Source organism: Gluconobacter sp. P5E10 (assembly GCF_018812145.1).
Classification (GTDB): domain Bacteria; phylum Pseudomonadota; class Alphaproteobacteria; order Acetobacterales; family Acetobacteraceae; genus Gluconobacter; species Gluconobacter cerinus.
On the sequence record NZ_JACRVZ010000008.1, the window covers coordinates 1 to 23871 of the forward strand.

Below are 23871 nucleotides of genomic sequence, written 5' to 3' on the forward strand. Positions count from 1 at the left end.
AACTGCGATGGCGTGCCAGCGCACCGGTCTCTTGAGGCGGCAGATCCCAAAAGTCCCTCAATGACGTTCTCCTCACCGAATGGTCGGCGAACGACCTCGCCAAGGCGAGTCAGTATTACTACGTAATAGCCTCATTCATCAAAACATTGCACCTGGAGGGTTCTAAAAACCCCCTGGTTTTGAGGTCTTCTGTATGATTCTATTTCTTCTGCGTTGATTGAGGGAATGGCGATATGAAGCAGTCTGGTTTCTTTGATGTTGAAGAGCGTCTTGCCCGGCTGAGTGGGCTTGGCGATCAGCTCGAAGCGTTTTCCCGGACTGTGGATTTTGAAGCGTTCCGTCCTGATCTGGACAAGGCCCTGGCGTATTCCGATGGAAGCAAGGGCGGACGACCGCCATTTGATCCTGTGCTGATGTTCAAGATCCTGGTGATCCAGACGCTCAACAATTTGTCTGATGAGCGGACGGAATATCTGATCAACGATCGCCTCTCCTTTATGCGTTTCCTTGGGCTGGGACTTTCAGATCGGGTGCCGGATGCCAAAACGGTCTGGCTGTTTCGCGAGCGTCTGACCCAGGCGAGTGCGATCGATGGGCTGTTCAACCGCTTTGATGCGACCCTGCGTAACGCCGGGTATTTGCCGATGTCAGGCCAGATCCTGGATGCCACGCTGGTAGCGGCTCCGAAGCAGCGGAACACCAATGCAGAGAAAGCGGATCTGCGAGCAGGCCGTATTCCTGAAGACTGGCAGGACAAACCCGCAAAGCTGTCGCACAAGGATCGTCATGCGCGCTGGACACTGAAGTTCACGAAGGCGAAGCGGCAGGATGATGGAACCATGCCNGCTGTTCAACCGCTTTGATGCGACCCTGCGTAACGCCGGGTATTTGCCGATGTCAGGCCAGATCCTGGATGCCACGCTGGTAGCGGCTCCGAAGCAGCGGAACACCAATGCAGAGAAAGCGGATCTGCGAGCAGGCCGTATTCCTGAAGACTGGCAGGACAAACCCGCAAAGCTGTCGCACAAGGATCGTCATGCGCGCTGGACACTGAAGTTCACGAAGGCGAAGCGGCAGGATGATGGAACCATGCCATCCAGCGATCTCGCCATCCCGTTCTTTTTGGCTATAAATCGCATGTTTCCATCGATCGGAAATACCGGTTCATCCGCAAATGGAAAACAACGCATGCCGCTGCCAGTGATGGCGCGCGATTGAGAGAGGGGCTTCTGGATAAAACCAATACGGCCTCAAGTGTCTGGGCCGACACGGCCTATCGCTCAAAAGCCAACGAAGACTTCATGGAAAAGCAGGGCTTGGTCTCCAAGGTTCATCGCAAAAAGCCGCATCTCAAGCCTATGCCCCGGCATATCCAGAAATCAAATGCTGGAAAGTCGGTCATCCGCTCGCGTGTCGAGCATGTCTTTGCCGATCAGAAGTCACAGACGGGGCTGTTTGTCCGGACTGTCGGTATCAGTCGAGCCACCATGAGGATCGGGCTCGCCAATATCGTCTACAATATGCGCCGCCTCCTCTTCCTCGAAAGATTGAACGCGAGCGCATAGCCATCCAGCGAGAGACAACTCCCAATCTGCTCAAAACGCAGACTGGACGCCATCGCAAAAACCGTCAATCAAATCGCCAAAACCCAGAAAGGGCTGTTTGTCCGGACTGTCGGTATCAGTCGAGCCACCATGAGGATCGGGCTCGCCAATATCGTCTACAATATGCGCCGCCTCCTCTTCCTCGAAAGATTGAACGCGAGCGCATAGCCATCCAGCGAGAGACAACTCCCAATCTGCTCAAAACGCAGACTGGACGCCATCGCAAAAACCGTCAATCAAATCGCCAAAACCCAGAAATTACCGGCCAAGCACATCAATCAAGGGTTCTTCGATCCCTCCAAGTGGTTTTTTTCCTTTTTTGCACTGACGGTCGTGTTCGATCTGATCGATACGCTCATCAAAGGGCCGGTACATTATGCCTTATTCTCGATCGAATACTGGTTCCGTGTGCCGGTCTATCTCGTGTTATGTGGTATCGCGATCGCCTCGACCAGTCGTCGGTTTCATATCGGGTTTGTGAGCCTTGGCCTGCTTTACGAGATTTCGTGGATCATCCGACATTTCGAACGGTTATCGTAAAGCTCGACCAGAATTTGAATTTAACACAGTTCTGAAAATGACCTTTGCCATTCCTGACGAATGGCAGCTTTCTGTGATATTCGTCGGAGAACAGATATTCCGCTTTCCCCCCCCCAACCAGCCGCGACATCGAGAAATGGTTACAAGCCTGGGTGAGCTGAAATGTCTCTCGCAGAGAGCGCCAGAAACGATCGGACTGTCTTTCCAGGGGCCGCCTTTGCCGTAGACGAGCGTCTGTGGAACATGCCTCGAAAAGACCTTTGCGGGTCTTTTTTGTGCCCCGCCCCCTATGTCCGATAATGTAGATTAACGGATGTAAATTTACCTTGTCAGGCTTGCTGAGAACGGTCGGCCCAATGAGACAGGGAAGGGCCTCTTAGGTAAGTTCAAGGCAATAGAAATTCTACCATGTAAAGCATCCGTTTACATTAGCAACGTAAAGCTGTAGGTTACATCTATGGAGATCGACAGCATCAGTCACAAAGGCCTGCGCCGATTTTTTGAAACAGGTAATGCTAAAGGTCTGGTTGGCGATGTGACCCGGCTTCGGAAGATGTTGGCATTCATTGATGCCGCAGCGTCATTAGACGAACTTGCTGTTCCTCCAAATTATGGGTTGCACCCATTGACGGGGGATCGCGCAGGCACTTGGTCAATGACGGTCACCAAAAACTGGCGTCTGACGTTTCGCCTGAACGAGCAGGGTTCACTCTGCGATATGACACTGGAGGATTATCATGGCGCTTAAAATGCATGCCTCACTGGCCGTTCATGTGGGTGACTGGCTCAAAACGGAGATCCTGGAACCTTATAATATCAAGGTGAACACCGTTGCAGAACATTTTGGCGTCTCGCGCCAGTCGATCAGTGCTCTTCTGAATGGACGGTCCAACCTGTCCGCAGACATGGCCATTCGGTTTGAAAAGGCCTTTGGAGTACGCGCCGATACCCTGATGCGTATGCAGAGTGCTTTCGAGTTGGCTCAGGCACGAACGCATGAAGCCAATTTGAACGTCCAGCATTTCAATCTCGTCGCACCTTCCAGTACTGAACAACGGACGATTTAAGGTCTGCTTAGGCTCAGGACTCATAGCCAGAAGATGACGGTTGCGGCGAGGCAGATGGCTGAGAAGAAGACGGTGCCGCATCTGTCATAGCGTTTTGCGACCCGCCGCCAGTCCTTGAGGGGGCCGAACATGATTTCGATGCGGTTGCGTCTTTTGTATTTTCGCTTGTCGTATTTGACTGGCTTTCCGCGGGATCTCCGTCCCGGAATGCAGGGCCTGATCCCTGTTTCCTCCAAGGCATCCCGGAACCAGTCAGCATCATAACCCCGGTCCGCCAGCATCCACTGTGCCATGGGCAGGCTGTCCAGCAGAGCAGCGGCACCGGTGTAATCACTGACCTGTCCCGCCGTCATGAAGAAGCTCAGCGGTCGTCCGTTCTGATCCGTGATCGCATGCAGCTTCGTATTCATGCCACCTTTTGTCCGTCCGATCAGACGCCCTGGATCCCCTTTTTTAGCCGCAGGCTTGAAGCCGTGCGATGTGCTTTGAGATAGGTCGCATCAATCATAATGGTCTGGGGCTCTGCCTTTTCGGCAGACAGGCCATCCATCATCCGCATGAAAATGCCCATGTCGCCCCAACGCTTCCAGCGGTTGTAGAGCGTCTTGTGTGGGCCGTATTCCCGGGGCGCATCCCGCCAGCGCAGACCATTGCGGTTCACGAAAATGATGCCGCTCAGCACGCGGCGGTCATCAACACGAGGTTTGCCGTGGCTCTTGGGAAAAAACGGTCGCAGGCGCTCCATCTGATCGTCCGTCAGCCAAAACAGGTCGCTCATCTTCAGTCTCCTTACAGAGCCTGAATCAAAATTCCCTACAAAAATCAATAGGTCCTGAGCCTAGATGATTTTCGACGTTGGGCAGACACGGCACTTGAGGCAAGTGCGAACTCTACGGCGCGAATTTGTCGAGCCGGGTGATCTTGCATGGCGTGCACAGGCTGCCAACAAGCTCGAAGAAATCCGAGCAGACGCTCCAAGTCTTTCCATTTATTGGTTGTCTCAGCGATCTGCAAAGCAAAAACTTAAAGAGGTGCCATAAGCCGTCCGTCAGCAGACGGCATAGAAACGCCGATTTATGATCCCGTCACCTTCGGCACGCTACAGCTTGATGGCGGGCCATACCCGATAGCGATGAGCACTACGTTTTCGCCATAGCCCTGCCACGGTGACGTCTTGCTGCCTCCCGGATCTTCGAGATTCCCATCACGCATATCGAGTCACAGAAATCCCTGCCGATGTCGCGGGCTAGCAACTGTGTTTAAGCGGCGGAGCTAATGCGCCATGGCACTCCGGTTTTGAGGACAGCGTTGGCGATTGTGACGAGACGCCGTGCGATAGCGACGATCACCAATTTATGTGGTTTACCCCGCTCTTTCATGCGCTTGGCAACAGCTTTCAGAACTGGATTATGGCAGGCAGCTGCCAATCCTGCCTGGAACAGAACGTGGCGGAGAGATCTTCTTCCCCCTGAAATGACACGTTTCCCACGCACCGCGCCGCTATCGTGAGCCATTGGTGCAAGTCCGGCCATGGCAGCAGCTTCTGTCGCCGTCATACGGCCGAGTTCCGGCATTTCTGCGAGAAGCATGGCGACTGATACCGGGCCGATACCAGGAATGGAACGGAGAAGTTCTGCTTTGGCGGAGAGTTCCTCTGCCTCTGCGATAACGCTTTCAATCCGTTGTTCAAGCTCGCTGATCTGGCTTTCGAGAAATGCTTTGAGACTGCTGTCCATATCCTCCAGTTCAGCGCTCACACCCTGCTTGCGGCGCGCCGAAATCTGGGCAGAAAGCCGTTTACGTGCCTCCACCATCTGAGCTCTGCGCACCGTCAGTGCCCGCAGAAACTGGAGTTTTACATCCGGCAGTGTTCGTCCTGCTTCTGGACGAAAAGCCATAAAGCGCGCAATCAATTCCGCATCGATCTGATCGGTTTTCGCGCGTTTCCCCTATGGAGAGTGCGAAAGCTTTGATCTGTGCAGGGGGCAACTGGACTGCATTGAGTCCCATACTGATGAGAACACGCCAGAGTGCCCATTCCTGTCCACCGGTGGCTTCAAACCCAACCTTAAGACCGTCCGGCATACTCTGAAGAATTTCCAGTAATCTGGCATGGCCATCAGGTGAATTCTGAAAACGAAATCTCTGCTTTTCTGGCAGGCAAAAGCCATCAAGCCAGTCTCGGGACACATCTATTCCAATGACGGTTTCCGAACACATATCACTCTCTCTTTCTTATGTTCGCGGTCCCGAAAGCGGGCCGCCGTCAACTGTTCGAGACGGTGAAGAGAGGCGAGATCAGCCTGCTAGAAAACGTGGTCAGGCTACCAGGTGTTAAGCGCTGTATCTCACCTCATGAACGCCCCTGGCCAGGGGCGTTCATGAGGTCATCATAACAGGCTGGAAACACATAAGGTGTTTAGTCCCGGGGTTTGATGGGTTGGATTGATGATGAATCTTTCTGGCTCTGAAGTCCATATTTTGCCGAGCCCTCGAAGCGCTCAGACATCCGTCAGGCCTGAGCTGAATAACTTCCTCTGCTTCTTTTCCAAGAACAGGGGCAGAGGAAGATCCCCAGAAGTCTGTGCATCTTTGTTGAAGTAGCGGGTGCCTGACAAAAGAAGCGGTACTTTTGGGGGCAGAATAAAGCAGCTTCCGGCCGGATTACTCCGGCATCCTACAAAAACGGCTTCTCACTTCGTTCAATGCGAAGCCTTTGTGTCATGCGTAGAGTATTAAACACTATCATTAATCTCTGATAAATAAGTCCGTGGACCAGTCAGAAAATGTTCTGCGGATTACTCGAAGTCTAATTGGAAAAACCTGAGAAATAATCAAGAAATTTTAAATTTACCATCCAGAAAGTACCGAAAATAAATCATTACCAAAAGTTTCGCATAAAATGGATTTTTCTCGAAAACCCGAAAATATAATCACTAAAAATATGAGTTGTAAGGGCCTGAGAAAATAATCAGTCCGACAATTTTCTTAGGGATACGTTGCAGCGAATGTATTGGATTTCCTAGGTTTCCAGATTGGACTCCAAATTATCCAGTTCTTGACGAAATTCTTGTTGTAAGAATCCAAAAGAATAATTTTAGAATTTATTTTATATTAGGTGTGATATTTTTTTAACATACTGAAAACAGGGTTTTTTTCACGAAAATGATACTGGTTTCCATTTGGTTAAAAAGTTCCAAAAAACAATTTCCTTTTATTTCATATCGTTGCTGTCTACAGGCGATAGGAGGGTAATGTTGGTTTGTTATTAACTACCCCCGAAAAGCTGGAGCTTGATCAAATGGCGACGACATCTGTTACTTCCGGACAAACTACTAGTAGTCAGGTTAACGCGGGAAACGTTGAATACGTCCAGAACGGCGGTACTGCTGCGGGTCAAACTAATTATGGTACGCGCTATGTACAATCAGGGGGAATAGTTACGGGTGGTGTCTTGTCAGGCACCGGTGTAGACTATATCGAGGCTGGTGGATCATCATACCAGACTGCCATTAGCAGTGGTGGTACGCGCTATGTCGAGTCAGGCGGTACCGCAATCAACCCATATCTTCGCAACGGCGGCACAATTGTCGTTTCATCGGGCGGCCTTGTAACAAGCGCAAATGGCGTCGGCGGTGTTCTGAGTGCGCAAGCTGGGGCCATCGTAAACAGCGCCTATGCCTCGGGCGCCAACGCCAGTATCATTCTCGATAATGCGGCAATCTTGAGTGGCACGATTAGCGCAACGCAGTCTGCAACCGTGTCGGGAGGAACAATCGGCTCTGGGGTTGTTGAAAATATCTCCTATTATGCATCCGCAACAAACCAGACCATTGCCAGCGGCGGTGTCGCCAATTTTTACGGAAGCACCTATTCGTCTGACATTACCATCAGTGGTGGTACCCTTAACCTCAACGGTAATACGATTTCAGGTTATCAGTTCCAGGGATCAGACGGTCTTATTACGATCTCCAGTGGCACTCTAAATGGATCTAATACTTCTGCGGTGACGGATGGGAATACCATTACACAGCGTGGTGGTACGGTTATTAACCAGACAATCGGCAGCGGTGGTATTCTCAATGTTCTAGGCGGAACAGCTTCCAGTACGGTGATTGAGACTGGAGGAAGTGCGGTTATAAACAATGGCCTTGCCAAGGACATGTTCGTAGACGGTGGATCCGTCGATGTCATCAAGACGTCCGGTGGAGCTTCGGTAGGATTTACATCGGGTGGCAACGGAGGAACAATTACTCTCGAAAGCGGTGTAACATTCACAAATACATCTTCATCGTACTGGGTCTCCTCCGGCGGCAACTATATTGTTAAGTCAGGTGCCCTGTTAAGCGGCGGACACATCTTGTCCGGAGGGACGGTCGTGGTCAGCGGCGGTACAACGTCTAACGTTGTGCTTGATGGTGGAACCATGGATGTTTACACACCAACAAGCGGGACTAATAATACATCCTTCACTTCAAATGGCGGTATAATTAATTTCGAGAGCGGATTCAAAGATACCAGAACTTGGACTGTATCCAATAACGTTACATTTAATGTTTTAAGTGGCGCGTCTATTTCTACGCCGTCGATCAAGAATGGTGGTACAGTTAGTGTAGCCTCTGGCGGCATCATTTCTGGCCAGGCTGTCGTCTCCTCTGGTGGTACACTTGTCGTTAACGGCACAGTCGGAAGCAACAGTATCCTGCTTTCTGGGGATGGTGCCGGTCTTGTCATCAGCGGCACGACAATGCCAACCAATACAATTTCGGGTTGGTCACCCACGGATACGATCGAACTAGCATCAGTTCCAGCTGCCAGTGTCACCAGCGTCACCACAACATCCACTGGCATCACGTTCTATACTTCCGGCGGCACATACTCGCTCAATGTACCAGGCGCCAGCAGTTACGGTTACACCCTGTCGTCTGACAGCAATGGTGGCCTGATTTACACGACGTGCTTTGCAGAAGGCACCTCGCTGATGACGCCGGATGGCGAAGCCACGGTCGAAACGCTCGTGCCGGGTACGCTGGTCATGACGCCGAAGGGGGCCATGCCTGTCAAATGGCTGGGTCATCGTTCCATCACCGTCTCCAGCCAGCCTGTGCCGGAAGAAAACTGGCTCGTCCGCATTCGCGAGGGCGCGCTTGCAGAGGGTGTTCCGTCCCGTGACCTGCTGGTGACGCAGGAACACTGCATGGTCTTCGAGGGCAAGCTTGTTCCGGCCCGTATGCTGGTCAATGGCGCTTCAATCCTGATTGATCGCACGATCAACAGCTACACGTACTATCACGTTGAACTGGACAGCCATGAAGCGGTTTGGGCTGAAAATGCACTAACCGAGAGCTATCTCGACACGGGCAACCGTGACCAGTTCGACAATCACACCGTGACGGCCCTCTTTGGTGGTTCCAGAAAAACGGGCGGTTCATCAACGCTGCCGCTTGAGACCTCCCGGGCCTTCGTTGAGCCGATCCATGCAGCCATTGCGGCACGCGCCCCCAGTGCTGCGCCTCAGCCTGAACTGACCACAGACCCGGACCTGCATCTGGTCACCAACTTTGGTCAGGTTATCCGTCCGCTGCGTCAGGCAAACGATCGGGTCATGTTCATGATCCCCGCGAATGTTGCGACAGTGCGTCTGGTCTCCCGGACCAGCCGTCCGAGCGACACGATCGGACCGTTCGTGGATGATCGTCGTAATCTGGGCGTTCTTGTCGGGGATGTTTCACTCTTTGCTTCCCGTCAGACAATCAGTCTGACAGCGCATCTTTCCCTGTCTCACCTGTCAGGATGGCATGGGCTGGAATCTTCCAGATACCGCTGGACAGACGGTGATGCAGCTCTGTCGCTACAGAACGGAGATATCGTTAGCAGGGAGCCAAGCATTCTCTCCATTCAGGTTGTGTCCGGCGGACCATACCTTATGGAAGATCACACTGTGCGCTCTGATCTGCGCCAGGTCGGATAAACACGCTGTTAGATGATGATGGGGAGGCGACTGCCTCCCCATCACATGAGAACTTCGAAGAGCCATTGATTGAAGCCTTGGAGATCTGATTTCGGGCGTCATGGACGATAATTTCGGTTTCTGCGTGACGAGTTCCGGCTTGTGTCTGGAGAAAAATGGGCGATTCCGTGCTCTGGATTGTTACGCGATGGTGCGGATCCGCTCCAGGAACAGGAAGCAGTGCATATTGGGGATGATATTGACCAACCCGACCCTCATGGTAGCCCGCATGATATCGGCAGTGCGGGTAAACAGTCCTATCTATGATTTCTAGTTGGCGAAAACATGTTCCACGCGAGATCAGATGACGAGCCTGCTAACATCCAACCGCTAGATCTGGGGGCCTGGTTTTGAGATGCGGCTTCCTGTGATCTTGGGTGAATCTATGTTGCGATCTAGAAGTTTTTTATCGTGATTCAGAGTGCGAGATAGGCGTCGCGGGACTGGGGCCTGAGTACTCAGGCCGCTGACAGAATGCCATTTAGGTTGGAAAATCCCGCTGAACCGTCATTCACTTCGGTGAGGAATTCCCACAAATTTCATGGCCTGATGGAAAAACCCCTATGTCCGATAATAAGAATTAACGGACATAGGGGGTGAAGAGGGGGCGCGTTTTGGAAAAATTTGCAAATTTAACCTAAGACCGATTTAACATGACTTCATGCTTTTCTTCGCTGTCTCTCCACGCCTGTCTCTGCTCACACTAAAGGCCACCTTCAAGCCTTGTGATGTGACAGCACGGATGCGCCCTGGTCCTGCGCCGGCAATGCCGTGATGCTCTTCCCGACGCGTAACACGCTTCAGGTCTCTGACATGGCGGTCGACCTAGGCTCTCTCTCATCTCCGGCCTTTCATCCGAACGTGTGGACCCCTCCTCGGTGCGGCGATCGCGTTCCATGACTGGCTGCATCAGGGAGGACAAAGAGCTCCGTTTCGGGCGGCCCTTGGCGTTCTGTGGCGCAAACGAGACGTCATGCGCAGCGCCCTTCCCCTTACAGGTCCTGCTGCGCTTCGTGCCGGAGCGCCTCATGATTCTGTGCGATGGGTTCCGGTCTTCCTCAGAGCCGTTACGGCAGAAGCCCACTCCATGACCGAGATGCTGCGTGGCATGGAACGCCAGTGGGTCATGGCCCGCAGAGAAGCAGGGGCACAGCGTCGGCATTCGCGAGCCCCTGCGGCCATCGACATCCTGGCCGCTCGGCCTCTGACGTCCGCGACGACGCTGGCAGACCTCCTCAAGATGTCTGTCAACGCCGCTCTGGACCTTCTTGAACGGTTCGAAAGCAAGGGGTTGGTTATTGAAGTGACGCATCGGTCCGCGCGACGCTTGTTCGCCTTGCGGGGCTTTGAGCCCCTGCGCGAGGCTCTGATGCCGCCGCGTCGGCTCGCGGCTTATACCCTGAAAAACACGGATCCTGCTCTGCCTGACGAACTGCGTCCGTCAGATCTGTTGTCAACGCTCTCCGGACAACAGGCCGTGATCTGGAAGCCCGACTTTACCGAGCTTGAGGCCGCGATGAGAGAAGCAGATCACCTCCTCAGAAAAACGACTTCGCGCAGAAACAAGCCTTGAGTGTCACGCGATCATCAGGTCTGCTCTCGAGGGGAGTCTGTTTTCGAGTTGTCTGGGAAGGAGCGCCGCTGCTGCAGGAGACTGTTGATCAGCTGATGCAACGGCTTCTCTAACGTTTCCCGACCGAGCATGTCTGCCAGGATGCCAGTTGTCGACGAACCCGATCCACCAGCTGATCAACAGTCTGGAGCTGGGGCGTGCCGAAAGTGACGATCAGGGTATCCGAATACAGGTATTGACCCTGATCAGCCGGATCCAGGAGGACTTTCGCCGCACATCTTGCAGTCTTTGGTCCATCAAGGTCCATACAGTCGAGAACGAAAAGACGGCCATTCTCTTTTTTGACATAGAGATGCCCCCAAGAGGTGAGAAAGACCTTATAGTCTCCAACGTTTTCTACCTGCCGTTCAATTGCATGATATTTACTCAATCGGTCCCACGCGGCCTGCCCCGAGACATTGTCGTCGAAGTTCGTGTTGACCGTGACATCGACAGCGCCGCGATAAAATGCGCCGCCTTCGACATCAGTTCTGACCTTCGCCGGATGGAAAAGTGACCAGACATCGGGTCTGAGGTCGGGCAGTCGCTCCAGCAGCATAACGGTGGAGCGCTTCTCCAGTCCAGGGCGAATACATGGCAACGTATCCGGCAGGAATATCGTAGCATCGCCCTGCAACAAGGTAGCGTCCCGGCTTCATATAGGTGGGAACGTTGTGGGAAATCCGATAGGCCGTCCCCGCGAGGAGAAAGGCAAAAGCCCCCCCCAGGCCGAGAAGAATTTTGCTGCGTCTGGCTAGACTATGCACCAAAAATCATGGCTCCATCAAACGCAAGATGCATCCCAAAAAAATCTCCACTACATTGAAAAATAATATTCTTTAATTTGGCTCCATACGCAAAAAATATCACATCTTGAAAAAACGTATTCTACCGAATATAGGCGTCAGGGGCGTATGGATTCCGGATAATTTATATGGACACTATTATTTCCACTCTTTTTTACAATATCGTTAACGATATCTATTACCGCTCTCCCGCTATGATCGACCGCATCGGATAAACTCTCTTCCGGGTGCGTTTTACACTCCTTATCTAACTGCTGAAACAAAGTTTCATAAAGCTGAGGTTTAGAAACGATATATACAGATAGTATATTTAGATACGGCGCCATGGATCTCGTTATCGGAATGAGAAATTTAGATCCTTCAGGTTCGCTATTATCATAATTTATCATATTTTTACTCATATAATTACTGCACTGCAGGATATCTGAATTTTCAGCACGCGCATATTTCCCATTAAAAACAAACAATAATAATGATATAAGAAAAATATTATATAACCTAGTCATTTGAATGTATTTCCATTGTCTGTTGCAACAATATCTACCTTATGATCTGTTGATATCAGATCTTTCACACCCATTTTGGTATTATTATTTTCTATTTTATAAAAATCTGAGTTTTTTGCAGGAGAAAATAATGCCGTGCTTCCTAAGGCATTTTGATAATCCCTGAGAGCATCATAAGGTTTTACATACGAAAAATTATCATTCGGTGCAATTTTTTGTAAATTACTTCTTAATATATCCAATGCGTTACTGGCTTTTATCTGTAAATTTAATTTATTTGATTCTACATCGGAAGAGATAAAACTAGGAGATATAATAACTGATTTCATCTCCATTTTATGTCCGCCTCCACCAGAACTTCCTCCTCCTCCAATACTTCCAGTTTGATCAGAAACACTCGTTTGCGGATTAGATGGAGCTATAGTAGGTATCATTGTTGTAGTACCTCCTGAAGGTACATTATAAGTTATCACAGGAGTTGAAGACGAGTTGTTATACTGCGAACCGTCTTTATTATGGTGAAGTGAGGAGACTATATGGCCTTCTGAATCAGTATCTGTTTGATCTGTACTTCCATCTCTGTTCTGCTGTGTTATATTATGAGAACCGTCAGGAGATACGTTCAAAAATATTGAAGACCAACTGTGTGAATTGTCATAGTCATTAATCGCTTCGTAAAAATTTCCATCATTTTTAATTGTTGAGGCAGTGTCATTTCCCCCATTATTTAAAAAATGTGTATAACCTACGTTATTATTTCCTTTTGTAATTACATAGCAACCATTTTTGTCAAAGCATGTCGAATGAGCTCCATTTCCACTATCAAATGTCTCCATATAATTAATTGGAATGATTGTTCCATTTTGAGAATTTTCAATGACTGTTTTACAGTTTGTAGAAGATCCAGTTATAGTGATATGCACTCTATCGTAAGTAACATCTTTAGGTCCGTTAAACAGAGAACACAGCTTTGAAGACAGCCCATTTGTAATAATGGAGCCTATTTCTGATACAGCATTTTCATTGCCTTCTCCAAATTGTATACCTGTAGTTATTGCATGAGCACCAGCTAAACTAACATTTGCAATAGCTTTTACGCGGTCAATTATACTTGCGTTCACTACCGAGCTTTGCGTCCCGGACTGATTATAATCATACGAGGTACCGTTTATAATCCAGGGAAGATTCATAGCCGCAAACGCATACCCACCCCAGTGAGTAGGAGAAACACCCACACTATTAAAGGTGTCTAAGTGAGATTGAACTATTTGTGTTACAGTTTCAGGAGCACCTTGATTGACTCCTATGTCACTCCAATTTCTCTCTGCTAAACCTACTGCTATACTTTGCTGTACAGTACCTCTTTCAAATACACTTAATCCTGACCACATATTAAGACGCGCCACAAAAGAACTAAAATCAGACGAAAAATTTATGGTTGCGGCTTCCGCTGGATAGGCAGAAATACCGACGCTAGCCTGATCTTCGTAATAATCGGTTATAGCTTGATATAAAGGAAGATTCATACTGGAAGAATTATTCTTTAATTGTTCTATTTTATTATAATCGTCCTGCAGCCTATTGAGTACGGCTTGGGAGTATTTTGAGTCTGACATAAAATTAATTCTCCTAATTTGTTTCTTTATGTAACCATATATTGCTATCGTGTGTCAAAAATTTCTCCCGTTTTAGAGGCTTTGTTGCGTAAATGGCGTGCGGGGATTTTGGTTAATGGCGTGCGGGGATTTTGGTTTTGCCTTGAGTTTATTATCTGGGGGGATGAGTGAAGTGACCCCACGCGCTACCGCACGACGAACTGGTCCTCCTATAATGCGGCGCTGAAGAAGCGTGGCTCTCGGACGGTGTGGTTTGACCCATCCATGCTTTGGGAGGGCCTGGCGACGGGGACGGCGGCAGAGTTATAGCGATGCTGCGATACAGACCTACCTGACACTGAAAGTCCTGTTCGGTTTTGCACTACGGCAGACGACGGGTTTTGTTGAAAGTCTCCTACGCCTGGCGGGACTGCCGTGGTCTGTTCCAGATTTCAGTACGCTGAGCCGCAGACAGGAAAGCCTGACGGTCGATATCCCCTATCGTGGTTCGAACGGCCCACTTCATCTTTTGATCGACAGCACCGGGATCAAGGTCGAGGGAGAAGGTGAATGGCACACCCGCAAACATGGCGGTTCGAAGCGTCGGATCTGGCGTAAACTTCATATCGGGATCGACGAAAGATCAATGGAAATCAGAGCCGTAGACATGACAAGAAACACTGTCGGTGATGCTCCGGTCCTGCCCATGCTTCTTGAGCAGATCCCTGAAGATGAAGACATTGCCAGTGTCACGGCTGATGGCGTGTATGACACGAGGCGATCTTATGAAACCATCGCCAGTCGTGGGGCACAGGCTGTCATACCTCCACGAAAAAACGCAAAGCCATGGCGCCCCACATCAGCAGGAGCCATTGCCCGAAATGAAACTCTGCAGGCCTGCGAGCATCTCGGGCGGGCCAACTGGAGACGATGGAGCGGATATCATCGACGAAGCCGCGTCGAGACAAAAATGCACTGCATCAAGCTTCTGGGACAGCGCCTGACGGCGCGGAATTTTGACCGTCAACTCACCGAAGTTTATGTCCGCGCCGCCATCCTCAATCGCTTCACAGCACTCGGAACACCCATCACTCAAGCCGTCGCATAACCAAAAATGTCTTTATATGACCTCGGTACGTCGACAGCAGGAATTGTGCAACAGAGCCATCAAGCCCACAAAACTGTCCGAACGGACGGCTCCACCTCAGTCCACCTCTAATCGCCATCACCGCAACCCTGTAAAAGCTCGTCGTCCTTGCCAACGCGCTGCTCCGCAAAGATCGGGTCTGGACGCAAAAAAACGCTTGATCACAACGGATACTTTAAGAACTCCCGAGAGGATTCAGTCCATCCTTAAGGCACTGGCGGGCTCCGCGAATGCGAGACGCATCGTTTGGCCCAGTACCGTCAGCACGCACAGGGCGATGGCAAGAACGGTAACGACTACGAAGAACGTCGGCGAGAGGTTGATGCGCTCGTCGAAGCGATCCAGCCAGCGCCGCATGAGTATCCACGACACAGGCCACGCGATGACCGAGCCGATGATAACGGGGCGGAGGATTTGCCCGACGAGGAGCAGCAACGTCTGCATCCCCGTGGCTCCCAGTGCCTTTCTCAAACCGACCTCGCGTAGCCGCCGCGTCGCATTGAAGGCGGCTAGTCCATATAACCCCATGCAGGCCACGAGCAGCGCACAGCCTGTTCCGGCGGTGAAAAGCTCGTCTCTACGCAGGTCCGGCAGGTAGAAGGAGGCCAATGCTTCTTCCACCGTCGTTTCTTGCCAAGGAACATTCGGAACTAACGTCCGCCACTTCTGCTCCAGCTCGCCGGCAATGTACTGAGCCGAGACGCCCCTGTAGCGCGCAACGATGACGGCCCCAGCCATCGCGTTGGGCTGATAGATATACACGGTGGAACGTGCTGCCCCCTTCTCGGAGTCCATGCGCAGCGAGGGAATCACGCCAACGACCTCAGCCTGCACTTTTTGGTTGGAAGCGTTTGCGAATGTGATGACCTGTCCAACAGCCGCTCCGGGCGTGCCGTAACCAAGAGCTGCGGCAGCTGTCTTGTCCAGCATAGCCACGTAGGTGCGACCGGGCGGCATCGGCTCGGGGGCGGCGTCTGCACCATGGGCGTCGTCAAAAGGTCGGCCCGCCAGAAGCGACACGCGATAAGTGGAAAAGAAGTCCCGGCCGACGGAGGCTACTCCCATTACGGGAGGGCGACCGAGCAATCCCGGGCGAATAACACTCGACTCCCGCGCCTGATCCGTGCCGGGCGCCACAGAGGCGATGGTTACCGATTCCACGCCTGGGGCAGATCGGAACGCGTCTAACAAACTGGCTTGCATCGGGAGAGCACCCGGATCGCGCGCGCTCGTTATCTCCACCAACCCGCTCCGGTCATATCCGCGCGACGCCACTCGGAGGTGAACTGATTCGAAGTACATGACTGAGGTGCAGATGGCCAAGGTGATGGCGAACGCCAACTGCACCGTTACTAAGACGGAACGCACGCGGCTACCCATCCGTCCAGCGGAGGTATAGGACGCAGCGGCAAGAACGATCGCTGGTTCGTACCCGGCGAGGATGAGCGCCGGATAGAGCCCCGAGCCAATGCCAACGACGAGCACCATGACGGCCAGAATCGGTAGAACGAACGCCCAGTCGATGCCGAGCTGCCAGCCTCCCAGCTCGGCCACGAACGGCACTGCACTGTCTGTCAGAGCCAAGCCGAACAATCCAGCGACAACTACCAAAGCCGTTGATTCGAAGAGGTATTGCCCAATTAGCTCTCGCCGCGAGGCGCCTAGGACCTTCCTGATAGCTACCTCCCTGGCGCGCAGCAGGGCTTGGGCTGTGGCCAGATTGACGTAGTTGATTGCCGCCGCCCCAAGCGCAAGAGCTCCGACAAGGACTAAGCCGAGAACGACGCTTTCATCGCCAGCTTTGTCGTCGCCTATGACCGTGGCATCGTGAAAGTGCTGGGCCTCGAAGGGTACCAGTCTGAAACCGATAACGCGGCTGGTAGGCGTGCCCGGCAGTAAGGGGCCCGCATTCTTGTCAACAAAGGCGGGCATAGACGCGGCAATCAGGTGCAGGTAGGCAGCGCTGGGTATTCTAAGGTAGGAGACGCCCGGTGTTGCGCCCCACGATTTGAACGTCGAGACACTCAGCATGGTGCTGTCGAAAGCGGTCACGGCATCAAGGTCGAGGGTAGTGTTGCTTGGAAGGGGCTGAAAAACGCCCGCGATTCGGAACGCGGCGCTCTTACCATCGCTCTTTAGCGTCAGCGAACGGCCAGCGGCGTCCTGCGCACCAAAGTATTTAAGCGCCAGACGCTTTGAGATGAGCAGATCCCCGGGCGCCAGCGCATGCGGCGTCCCATCAGTCCAGGCTATGGAAAGCGGTAGAAGCAAGAGAAATTCGGGATCGACAAAGCTAACAGTCTCAGTGAAAAGGCTGTTGCCGTTCTGAAACATGATCGACTTCTGCATGAGCCGCGAGCCCGAGACGATGCCGTGATAGTCCCGACGTAAAGCCCCATAGGCTGCGAAGCTGGACGCGTCCGTCTCGAACGCGGGCTGTCCGGGCACGTTGAACACTTGGTCGAGGCGGTAGACGGTGCTGGCACCGGGGAAGCTGTGGTCGAAGGAAAACTCGTAACGGCCCACTGTCGCGAGTGTGAGAAACACCGCGAGGCCGAAACCGAGGCCTAGGATGTTAAGGGCGGCAAAGAGGGGACGCTTCTGGATACTGCGCCATAAGCTTACGAGGGATAGTCTTAGCATCGTCGTCTCCCACTGCTAGGCCCGACTGGGCTCTGTCTGAACTTTCCCACCATCGAGCATGCCAACGTGCTTCTCGGCGACGTGCATATGCAATGGAGAGTGCATGAACATCATGATAGTGGAGCCGCCCGCATCGAGGTCGCGTAGGTTTTATATCATCTGGATCCCATTGCGATTATCGAGGTTTCCAGTGGAGTTATTGTGCAAGGGTATAAAGGTTGCGCACACCGGTACGTAGCAACCGGAGGCTATAAGCTGAACGGAAGCGCTGGCGAGCTGGTCATGGCTGCCGATGAGGGTTTCGTGCGCAGATGTGGGCTCCCAGCCCACCAGACCACGCAAGAAGAAAAACGCAAGCAGGACGCGGCTTCGCGTAACGGCTTGCTTCTTTCCCAGCTTGGTCCCGGGCCGGTCCATTTGACCATCTGTAGTATGGCGCGGCGACCGAATTTTGGTTGCCTTTAGAAGAACCGCGGCCACCGTGAGCCCTCCTGCATTGCGCATCAATTGCCGGTTTATAAAGGAGCGTCGGACAGTACCGATGGAACGGTGCCGTCATCGTTCGTAACGAAGGCAGCGGTGCCGTAGGCGACGATATCGCCAGCCGTCTGCAGGTATCCGCCGCTATCGAAACGCGTCATTACAATAGCATTGGCGCCCATCGCCGCCGCGTTCTCGATAAGCCGGTCAAGCGCTTCCTGGCGTGCCTCTTCCAACATCGTGCGCAGCTCGACGATGTCACCACCACGCAGCGTCCTGAGCGCGGCGGTGAGGTTCGAGCCGATGTCCTGGCTTCTGACGGCGATACCGAAGCAAAGCCCGAGAAGCTTCTTTGTGCGAAAACCAGCGACATTCTCTGTGGTCACAACAAGCATTGAACACACCTTCTCAATCTGGAGAAACGTAGTCTGTCAGGAGCAAGGGCTGCGCTCATGATTGCAACGCACGGACGTCGCGACTCAAAAGCACCCCGCCGCAAGCAAGGCAGACGGCTGAGCCAATCCAAAAACTATCTTTTTGCGGCCCGACGTGCCGGAGTCGCAACGACGATGGGCTTTGGGAATAGGATGTGGCACCTCGTCGCATTGGTCGACATGAGTGGTTTATGGTCCATATCTAGACCGAAACGATATTTGCCTTTGATGGCCGGCATGCTATCCGACGGTTTAATATTTTGTCTGTCAACCATCTCTCTGAATTTTGCAATAAAATTCAAAACAAACCTATTCCTAGAGTCAACGCTGTACGCCTTACAATTCCAGATACTACTCGGAATTGCGTGGCAGTTCAGCGTATTTATGAAAACAGACGTTTATTTTATTTTGTGTAATTTCTTTCGGAACCCTGATCTCGAAAGAAGCAGTCTAACACTTTATAAAGAAATAATATCGGGCATATGGCAGAATAATATTCCGATAGCGGAATGCATAGAGTTGTGTAAAACAAATCTCCCATCCCTAATATATGGTGCATTTTGGGTATTCGGAAGAATGTGGGCTCTGTACACACTGGTATTTCTGATAATACCCATACTGTACAAATACTTTGCGCTTTCAATCAGTATGGTTCGTGAAAATCGCCATAGCATTTATGAAAAAGCGGACGCCATGGTTTTCATTGTTTTGTGCTTATCGCCAATCGTCGTCGGAATGTTTTTATGGATAAAAAATTCTGTCCGTCGCACGCATGACGATTACCTCCCTGCATCAGCTCAAAAATGAAATGAAGGAGACTGATTATGCGCAACGACCTTCCTTACAATCGCGACAATATTGTAGTTGTAGATGCGGATTTTTCGAGATTTGGCGTTTGGGCAGGAATTCAGCCACTATTAAGTGAGTGCTACGAATCCTTAGTTTCCATGCAGGATGAAGCTAATTTATTAAAACACGGGCGCGCGTTTTGGGCGGTATTAATTGAGTGTAGGGATGCCATCTCACTCCCGTTTCCGACTCTCACTGATATCGCCGCCGGGGGAGTTGAGAGAACACGCAACTACGCGATGGATCGCGCTTATCGAACGGTTCATGCCATATGCGATGCCCTACTGACGCATAACGAAAAGGTCAGATCTCGGAAATTCAGAGAAATATATGTAGTTAATTATTTCAAAGCGGAACATCTCGCCCAACGCACTTTTTCTGAACTCTCTCGCCGAGGAAACCCTGCTATATCCATTATTGCTGAAACTGCACCTGAAGTTTGGACTGACCTCCATTCAGGCCAGGTAATGCAAAAAAAATCGCCTCTAGCTAACGAGATTCTGCAGGCATTCAACAATAGTCCAAATCACCAGAGCAGAGATTTGTGTGTACAAGAAGTCGAGACATTGCTGGAAGGCAAAAATCCAGATTTAGTTGAATTGTATGCTCTGCCTTTACTAAATAAGTATATCGGCCTCAATGAAGAAAGAAAAATCGCAAGGGCTGCGATACGTGTGGTCGGCATATACAATCACATGGGTTATTATCATGAGGCGGCACATTACGTGGATTATGTGGTCCGATTTTTCGATAATTTTCTTGATAGCGGTCAGTACTATGTGTGGAATTTTGCGGGAAGCGTATGTCACGCTTTAATGGTCACAGGGAAGGCTGAACTAGCACGTGATTTTATGTTGCATCGAATAAATCCGCTATTAACCGAACAAAACTTGCGATCTCGGATGTTTTATATGCTATCGATGATCGAGCTTCGCTATTCGCCTCAACGTAATTTATTCACGGGAAAGAAATACCTAACAAAAGCGCTATGGGCTCTTCGTAGCTATGGGTTCCACGGCGATACTGAAGAGTATTTGTTTCTTAAAGTATTTCTCGGCAACGGATCCGCATTTATCCGCGCACGTGAAGGGCGCGCTGATCGGGCCATAGCGCTTTGCCAAAACGGGTACGAATTACTTACCAGCAACCTTGGCGAAACTATGCACCGTTTGCACAGGTCTGTACTTCAGTACAATACTGCACAGGTTTTGTATTTTCTCGGAGAGTTTTCAGAATCGGTGTCTTTTTATCGTATGGCGATAGATATGGATCCGAATTATTCTGAATATCACAATGAAATCGGGAATATTTATTCGGCTCTAGAGGACTTTTCGAAAGCAATAGAGTCTTATGAGAGGGCGATACTTCTAAGCGCGCCATACCCTGAAGTGCATTTCAATCTTGCCATTTGTCTGTTACGCGCCGGATCTTTCGACGACGCTGTCACGCATTTTGAGCGATCTCTAGAGCTTGATCCTGCACAGCCCGCTGCGTTATTCATGATTGGTGAAGCGCTACACTCGAAAGGTGATACGTCGGGAGCTACAGAATATTATTCTCGCGCGTCTCGAGCAAATGGAGAGTTACGAAAGCCTGCGCTACTGAACTGCGTATCTATTCTGAAAGATGAAGGAAAAGTTATGCAGGCTATGCAGTTGCTTAGCGAGTATGATGAAAACTTTCCTGGAGATCCCGAAGTTGCTGAGGCGGCTCGCTATGTCGCAGCATGACAGGAGAGTACGAGGTACTGCGATACTCACTTTTGCCACTGATTGCAATATATTGCTTACGTCTCGCCTAGGAGTTGAGGTTGATGGGTCGTCTTTTGAAATTTTGTATCCTTGTATCACTCCTTTGCACTACGGATGCGAACGCGCAGGCTGGGGATCTATCAAATGCTGTCAGAAAATTTTTGGCTGCTGAAATGCATTTCGATCCTGAAGCAATGGAGACCGAAATGTGTCGTGAATACTTAGAGGTGTCTCCAGTGGGAGATTTAGACGATAGACAGCATGTGTTGTCATTTTACGACCCCAAGAACAAAGTTGAGGTCACTTTGGCGTCATCGATTGTTGACCAAGGGTATATAGGGAGCATTCCCTTTTTGGTGGAAAAGCTACATTATTCATTTACCATGGGTACAAAAAATAGGGAATCAGTTCTCATTGGAAGCTTCTATGGAAAAGAGGATGGTGAGGGCGTTAAGATTTGTCGTGCGCAATATACAGTGTTTCATCCTCATCACTGAATGAAATACTCAGTGCCTTTAAAGGGCTCTGTTGCAAAGTTTTGAATGAGCTGAGAATTTCCTGACTTATTGTTTTTCAGCGGCTGAAGACCCCGAACTACCGTGCGATCAGACGCACTTCTCCCATGTTGCCCTCCTGAAGCTGGAAGAATTTGGCTTGCCCTTTTTTCAAGGTCCGCATGACCTCGAAACCCTTGATCGTCGCATAGGCTGTTTTCAGGCTCTTGAAACCACGCACCGGTTTGATCAACTGCTTGAGTTTGCCGTGATCGGCATCGATCACATCGTTCAAATATTTCACCTGACGGTGCTCCATCGTGTTCGGAAGCTTACCCTCTTTCTGGAGTTCCCTAATCGCGGTCCCATAGGTCGAAGCCTTGTCTGTGTTGATGGTTTCAGGTTTCTGCCATTCTTTAAGGCCATTTAGGGCTTTACCCAGAAACCGTTTGGCGGCCTTGGCATTTCGGGTTGGAGACAGATAAAAATCAATCGTATCGCCGCCTTTGTTGACAGCGCGGTACAGATACGCTCATTTCTGAACCGCTCCGGGATTGGCGGAGACCGGTTTTCTTCAGTTAAGCTGCCAGTGGGACGTGGTCCATAACGGCGTAAAACTGTTGCTCGGCCTCGGCCGGCGTGATGTTGCCGATGGGCTCGAGGATGAACGTCCGCTTTTTGGCAGTGCAGAGTGTTGATTGATAATTCGACTTGAAGCGGGGAGCGGAGCTAACACTAGACGGAACCGGGTAGAAAGCCTTCACTCCGAACCCGCATAATGGTCTGCATACTTGTAGAAAATTTTCTGGCAAGCGCGGACACACTTATACCTTCCGCTAGGTGTTTGAGAACGCTTTGCTTCTCACCTGCTGACAGTGTGGAAGGTCGTCCCAAAGTTTTTCCCTCTGACTTTGCCCGCCTGAGACCAGACTGTGTGCGCTCGATCAGCAGATCCCGCTCAAACTGTGCAACAGCATTCAAAACCTGCATTGTCATTGTGCCGGAGGAACTGGTCAGGTCCGCACCGCCAAGTGCGAGGCAATAAACCTTTACTCCCATGGCCCCCAGCATTTTTACTGTGATGCTGACATCCATGGCATCGCGGCCAAGACGATCAAGCTTTGTCACGATCAGAATATCTCCAGCCTCCAGCCGATTTATGAGACGGGCAAAGCCACGCCGCTGCGCGATGGAAGTACTCCCAAAAATCGTTTCGGTTACAACCCGACGAGGCTAGACCCGAAAACCGGCGGCTTCAATTTCCTGAATCTGGTTTTCGGTCGTCTACCCGACTGTTGAAACGCGGACATAGGCAAAAGTGCGTGGCATAGGGTTCATTTTGTCCGAATAGGATGTCCGAAATATTTACCATGTCCGTAACACTGTAAAGGTAATTTACGGAAAGAACGCTTTTCCCCTGTCCGAAAACGATCGTTTTCGGACAGGGAGAACTTATGGCATCATCTCATAAAATGACCTATGTTATAAATATGACCTCGATCAAAGTCTTAACCTCGTGGTGCTGGAGATCAGTTATATGATTCGTGTCAATGTTATGCCGAATGGCCGACTTGTCCTGCCGGTTGGCCTTCGTAAGTCACTCGGCGTCGAAAAAGGCGGCCAAGTCATGGCAGAGATCGTGGACGGGGAGGTTCGGTTGATAACGCCGGATGCCTCGCTTGATCGAGCCAGAGCATTGTTCCGAAAATATGTCCCGGCCGCCGCATCGATTGCCGACGAAATCATTGCTGAACGACGCGCAGAAAATACGCTCGATAGCCATGACAACAAGGCGCAGCGCTGATGCCGATTTGCGTTATCGACACGTCCGCTGTCTTTGCGGATTTGAACGAGGAAACGGGATCTGAAGAAGCTCGGCGCTGGCTGCGCGATGCAGCCATCTCCGCCCTTAACCTGCAGGAGATCGTTTCTAAGGCCGTTGATAAAGGCGTCCCGGCCGAAGGAATATCCGAACTGATCGCGGCTCTGCGCCTAGACGTGCGGCCTCTAGATCACAACCTGGCTCTCGCGGCCGGATTGATGCGCGATGCGGCTAAGCGGCTCGGTCTCAGTCACGGAGACCGAGCCTGTCTGGCATTAGCTAAAAAATTGGATCTCCCTGCGGTCACGGCAGATCGAGCATGGGCTGAAATTGCTGAAGCAATCGGCGTCGAAGTGGTTCTCATTCGATAGACTTACTCGGTGTAAATCTTGCGTAAGTTTTCTTTTCCGCAGCCACTCAAACCCGTGGTGAGCTGCTAGAAAAAGCGGACATTCCTATTTCGACCAAAAGGCACCGTTCCGCATTCGATCACAACGGGTGGTGAGACGGC

The 23871-nt window shown here is 51.1% G+C and carries 17 protein-coding genes and 5 pseudogenes; 12 read left to right on the forward strand and 10 right to left on the reverse strand.

The window, feature by feature from the left end; genetic code table 11:
* Nucleotides 1-233: 233 nt before the first annotated feature.
* From KP707_RS17225 to KP707_RS14260, 5 genes and pseudogenes are all read left to right on the forward strand, one after another.
* Nucleotides 234-836 (forward strand): annotated as a pseudogene (locus KP707_RS17225) (transposase); the annotation flags it as partial.
* Nucleotides 837-846: 10 nt separating this feature from the next.
* Nucleotides 847-1565 (forward strand): annotated as a pseudogene (locus KP707_RS17230) (transposase); the annotation flags it as partial.
* Between the two features lie 372 nt (nucleotides 1566-1937).
* Entirely contained in the window at nucleotides 1938-2144 is a 207-nt protein-coding gene (locus KP707_RS14250) for a hypothetical protein (RefSeq protein WP_244974574.1), read from the forward strand.
* A 457-nt stretch (nucleotides 2145-2601) separates the two neighbouring features.
* Nucleotides 2602-2892: a type II toxin-antitoxin system RelE/ParE family toxin gene (locus KP707_RS14255; RefSeq protein ID WP_061509870.1), complete on the forward strand. Its 291-nt coding sequence runs from the start codon at nucleotides 2602-2604 to the stop codon at nucleotides 2890-2892.
* Nucleotides 2882-3211 (forward strand): HigA family addiction module antitoxin, encoded by a 330-nt coding sequence (locus KP707_RS14260; protein ID WP_061509869.1) that lies wholly within the window; start codon nucleotides 2882-2884, stop codon nucleotides 3209-3211. The genes KP707_RS14255 and KP707_RS14260 overlap by 11 nt, the downstream gene beginning before the upstream one ends.
* Nucleotides 3212-3231: 20 nt before the next feature.
* On the opposite strand, the gene KP707_RS14265 is transcribed toward KP707_RS14260, so the two are convergent.
* From KP707_RS14265 to KP707_RS16870, 4 genes are all read right to left on the reverse strand, one after another.
* Nucleotides 3232-3989, reverse strand: a protein-coding gene (locus tag KP707_RS14265) for an IS5 family transposase (protein WP_156475453.1) whose coding sequence is annotated in 2 segments (ribosomal slippage) — nucleotides 3232-3668 and nucleotides 3668-3989 — 759 coding nt in all. Because the reading frame shifts where the segments join, the coding sequence is not laid out codon by codon here.
* 296 nt (nucleotides 3990-4285) lie between these two features.
* Nucleotides 4286-4423 carry a hypothetical protein gene (locus KP707_RS14270; protein WP_156475452.1) on the reverse strand — a complete coding sequence of 46 codons (138 nt, stop codon included), beginning with the start codon at nucleotides 4421-4423 and terminating at the stop codon, nucleotides 4286-4288.
* 47 nt (nucleotides 4424-4470) lie between these two features.
* Nucleotides 4471-5109 (reverse strand): transposase, encoded by a 639-nt coding sequence (locus KP707_RS14275; protein WP_231875037.1) that lies wholly within the window; start codon nucleotides 5107-5109, stop codon nucleotides 4471-4473.
* The gene (locus KP707_RS16870; RefSeq protein WP_244974575.1) at nucleotides 5009-5431 is read right to left on the reverse strand and encodes a hypothetical protein; all 423 of its coding nucleotides are present in this window, start codon (nucleotides 5429-5431) and stop codon (nucleotides 5009-5011) included. Before KP707_RS16870 ends, KP707_RS14275 begins: the two co-directional genes overlap by 101 nt.
* Before the next feature lie 1081 nt (nucleotides 5432-6512).
* Here KP707_RS16870 and KP707_RS14280 point away from each other — a divergent pair.
* Nucleotides 6513-9182 (forward strand): Hint domain-containing protein, encoded by a 2670-nt coding sequence (locus tag KP707_RS14280; protein WP_061509867.1) that lies wholly within the window; start codon nucleotides 6513-6515, stop codon nucleotides 9180-9182.
* 1012 nt (nucleotides 9183-10194) lie between these two features.
* Complete coding sequence (locus KP707_RS14285) at nucleotides 10195-10794, forward strand: hypothetical protein (protein ID WP_215769426.1); 600 nt, start codon at nucleotides 10195-10197, stop codon at nucleotides 10792-10794.
* 109 nt (nucleotides 10795-10903) lie between these two features.
* Here the strand turns inward: KP707_RS14285 and KP707_RS14290 are convergent, their stop codons facing one another.
* Together KP707_RS14290 and KP707_RS14295 are read right to left on the reverse strand one after the other, a co-directional pair.
* A complete protein-coding gene (locus tag KP707_RS14290) occupies nucleotides 10904-11473 on the reverse strand; it encodes a hypothetical protein (protein ID WP_211509066.1) in 570 nt (189 codons plus the stop codon).
* 668 nt (nucleotides 11474-12141) lie between these two features.
* A complete protein-coding gene (locus tag KP707_RS14295) occupies nucleotides 12142-13761 on the reverse strand; it encodes a hypothetical protein (protein ID WP_215751736.1) in 1620 nt (539 codons plus the stop codon).
* 222 nt (nucleotides 13762-13983) lie between these two features.
* Here KP707_RS14295 and KP707_RS14300 point away from each other — a divergent pair.
* A pseudogene (locus KP707_RS14300) lies at nucleotides 13984-14848 on the forward strand (IS5 family transposase).
* 234 nt (nucleotides 14849-15082) lie between these two features.
* Here KP707_RS14300 and KP707_RS17085 read toward each other — a convergent pair.
* Nucleotides 15083-17530, reverse strand: coding sequence for an ABC transporter permease (locus KP707_RS17085; protein ID WP_211582289.1), 2448 nt, complete (start codon nucleotides 17528-17530; stop codon nucleotides 15083-15085).
* 515 nt (nucleotides 17531-18045) lie between these two features.
* Nucleotides 18046-18405 (reverse strand): heavy metal-binding domain-containing protein, encoded by a 360-nt coding sequence (locus KP707_RS14310; protein WP_211509069.1) that lies wholly within the window; start codon nucleotides 18403-18405, stop codon nucleotides 18046-18048.
* Nucleotides 18406-19268: 863 nt separating this feature from the next.
* On the opposite strand from KP707_RS14310, the gene KP707_RS14315 reads away from it, so the two are divergent.
* Together KP707_RS14315 and KP707_RS14320 are read left to right on the forward strand one after the other, a co-directional pair.
* Nucleotides 19269-21023, forward strand: coding sequence for a tetratricopeptide repeat protein (locus tag KP707_RS14315; protein ID WP_215751733.1), 1755 nt, complete (start codon nucleotides 19269-19271; stop codon nucleotides 21021-21023).
* A gap of 83 nt (nucleotides 21024-21106) precedes the next feature.
* Nucleotides 21107-21541, forward strand: a complete 435-nt coding sequence (locus KP707_RS14320) for a hypothetical protein (protein ID WP_211582287.1) — start codon at nucleotides 21107-21109, stop codon at nucleotides 21539-21541.
* A gap of 97 nt (nucleotides 21542-21638) precedes the next feature.
* Here the strand turns inward: KP707_RS14320 and KP707_RS14325 are convergent.
* Both KP707_RS14325 and KP707_RS17090 read right to left on the reverse strand, forming a co-directional pair.
* A pseudogene (locus KP707_RS14325) lies at nucleotides 21639-22067 on the reverse strand (IS6 family transposase); the annotation flags it as partial.
* A gap of 206 nt (nucleotides 22068-22273) precedes the next feature.
* Nucleotides 22274-22807 (reverse strand): annotated as a pseudogene (locus KP707_RS17090) (recombinase family protein).
* 268 nt (nucleotides 22808-23075) lie between these two features.
* On the opposite strand from KP707_RS17090, the gene KP707_RS14335 reads away from it, so the two are divergent.
* Both KP707_RS14335 and KP707_RS14340 read left to right on the forward strand, forming a co-directional pair.
* A complete protein-coding gene (locus tag KP707_RS14335) occupies nucleotides 23076-23342 on the forward strand; it encodes a hypothetical protein (RefSeq protein ID WP_061500426.1) in 267 nt (88 codons plus the stop codon).
* Nucleotides 23342-23731: a PIN domain-containing protein gene (locus KP707_RS14340; RefSeq protein WP_215751732.1), complete on the forward strand. Its 390-nt coding sequence runs from the start codon at nucleotides 23342-23344 to the stop codon at nucleotides 23729-23731. The genes KP707_RS14335 and KP707_RS14340 overlap by 1 nt, the downstream gene beginning before the upstream one ends.
* Nucleotides 23732-23871: the final 140 nt, after the last annotated feature.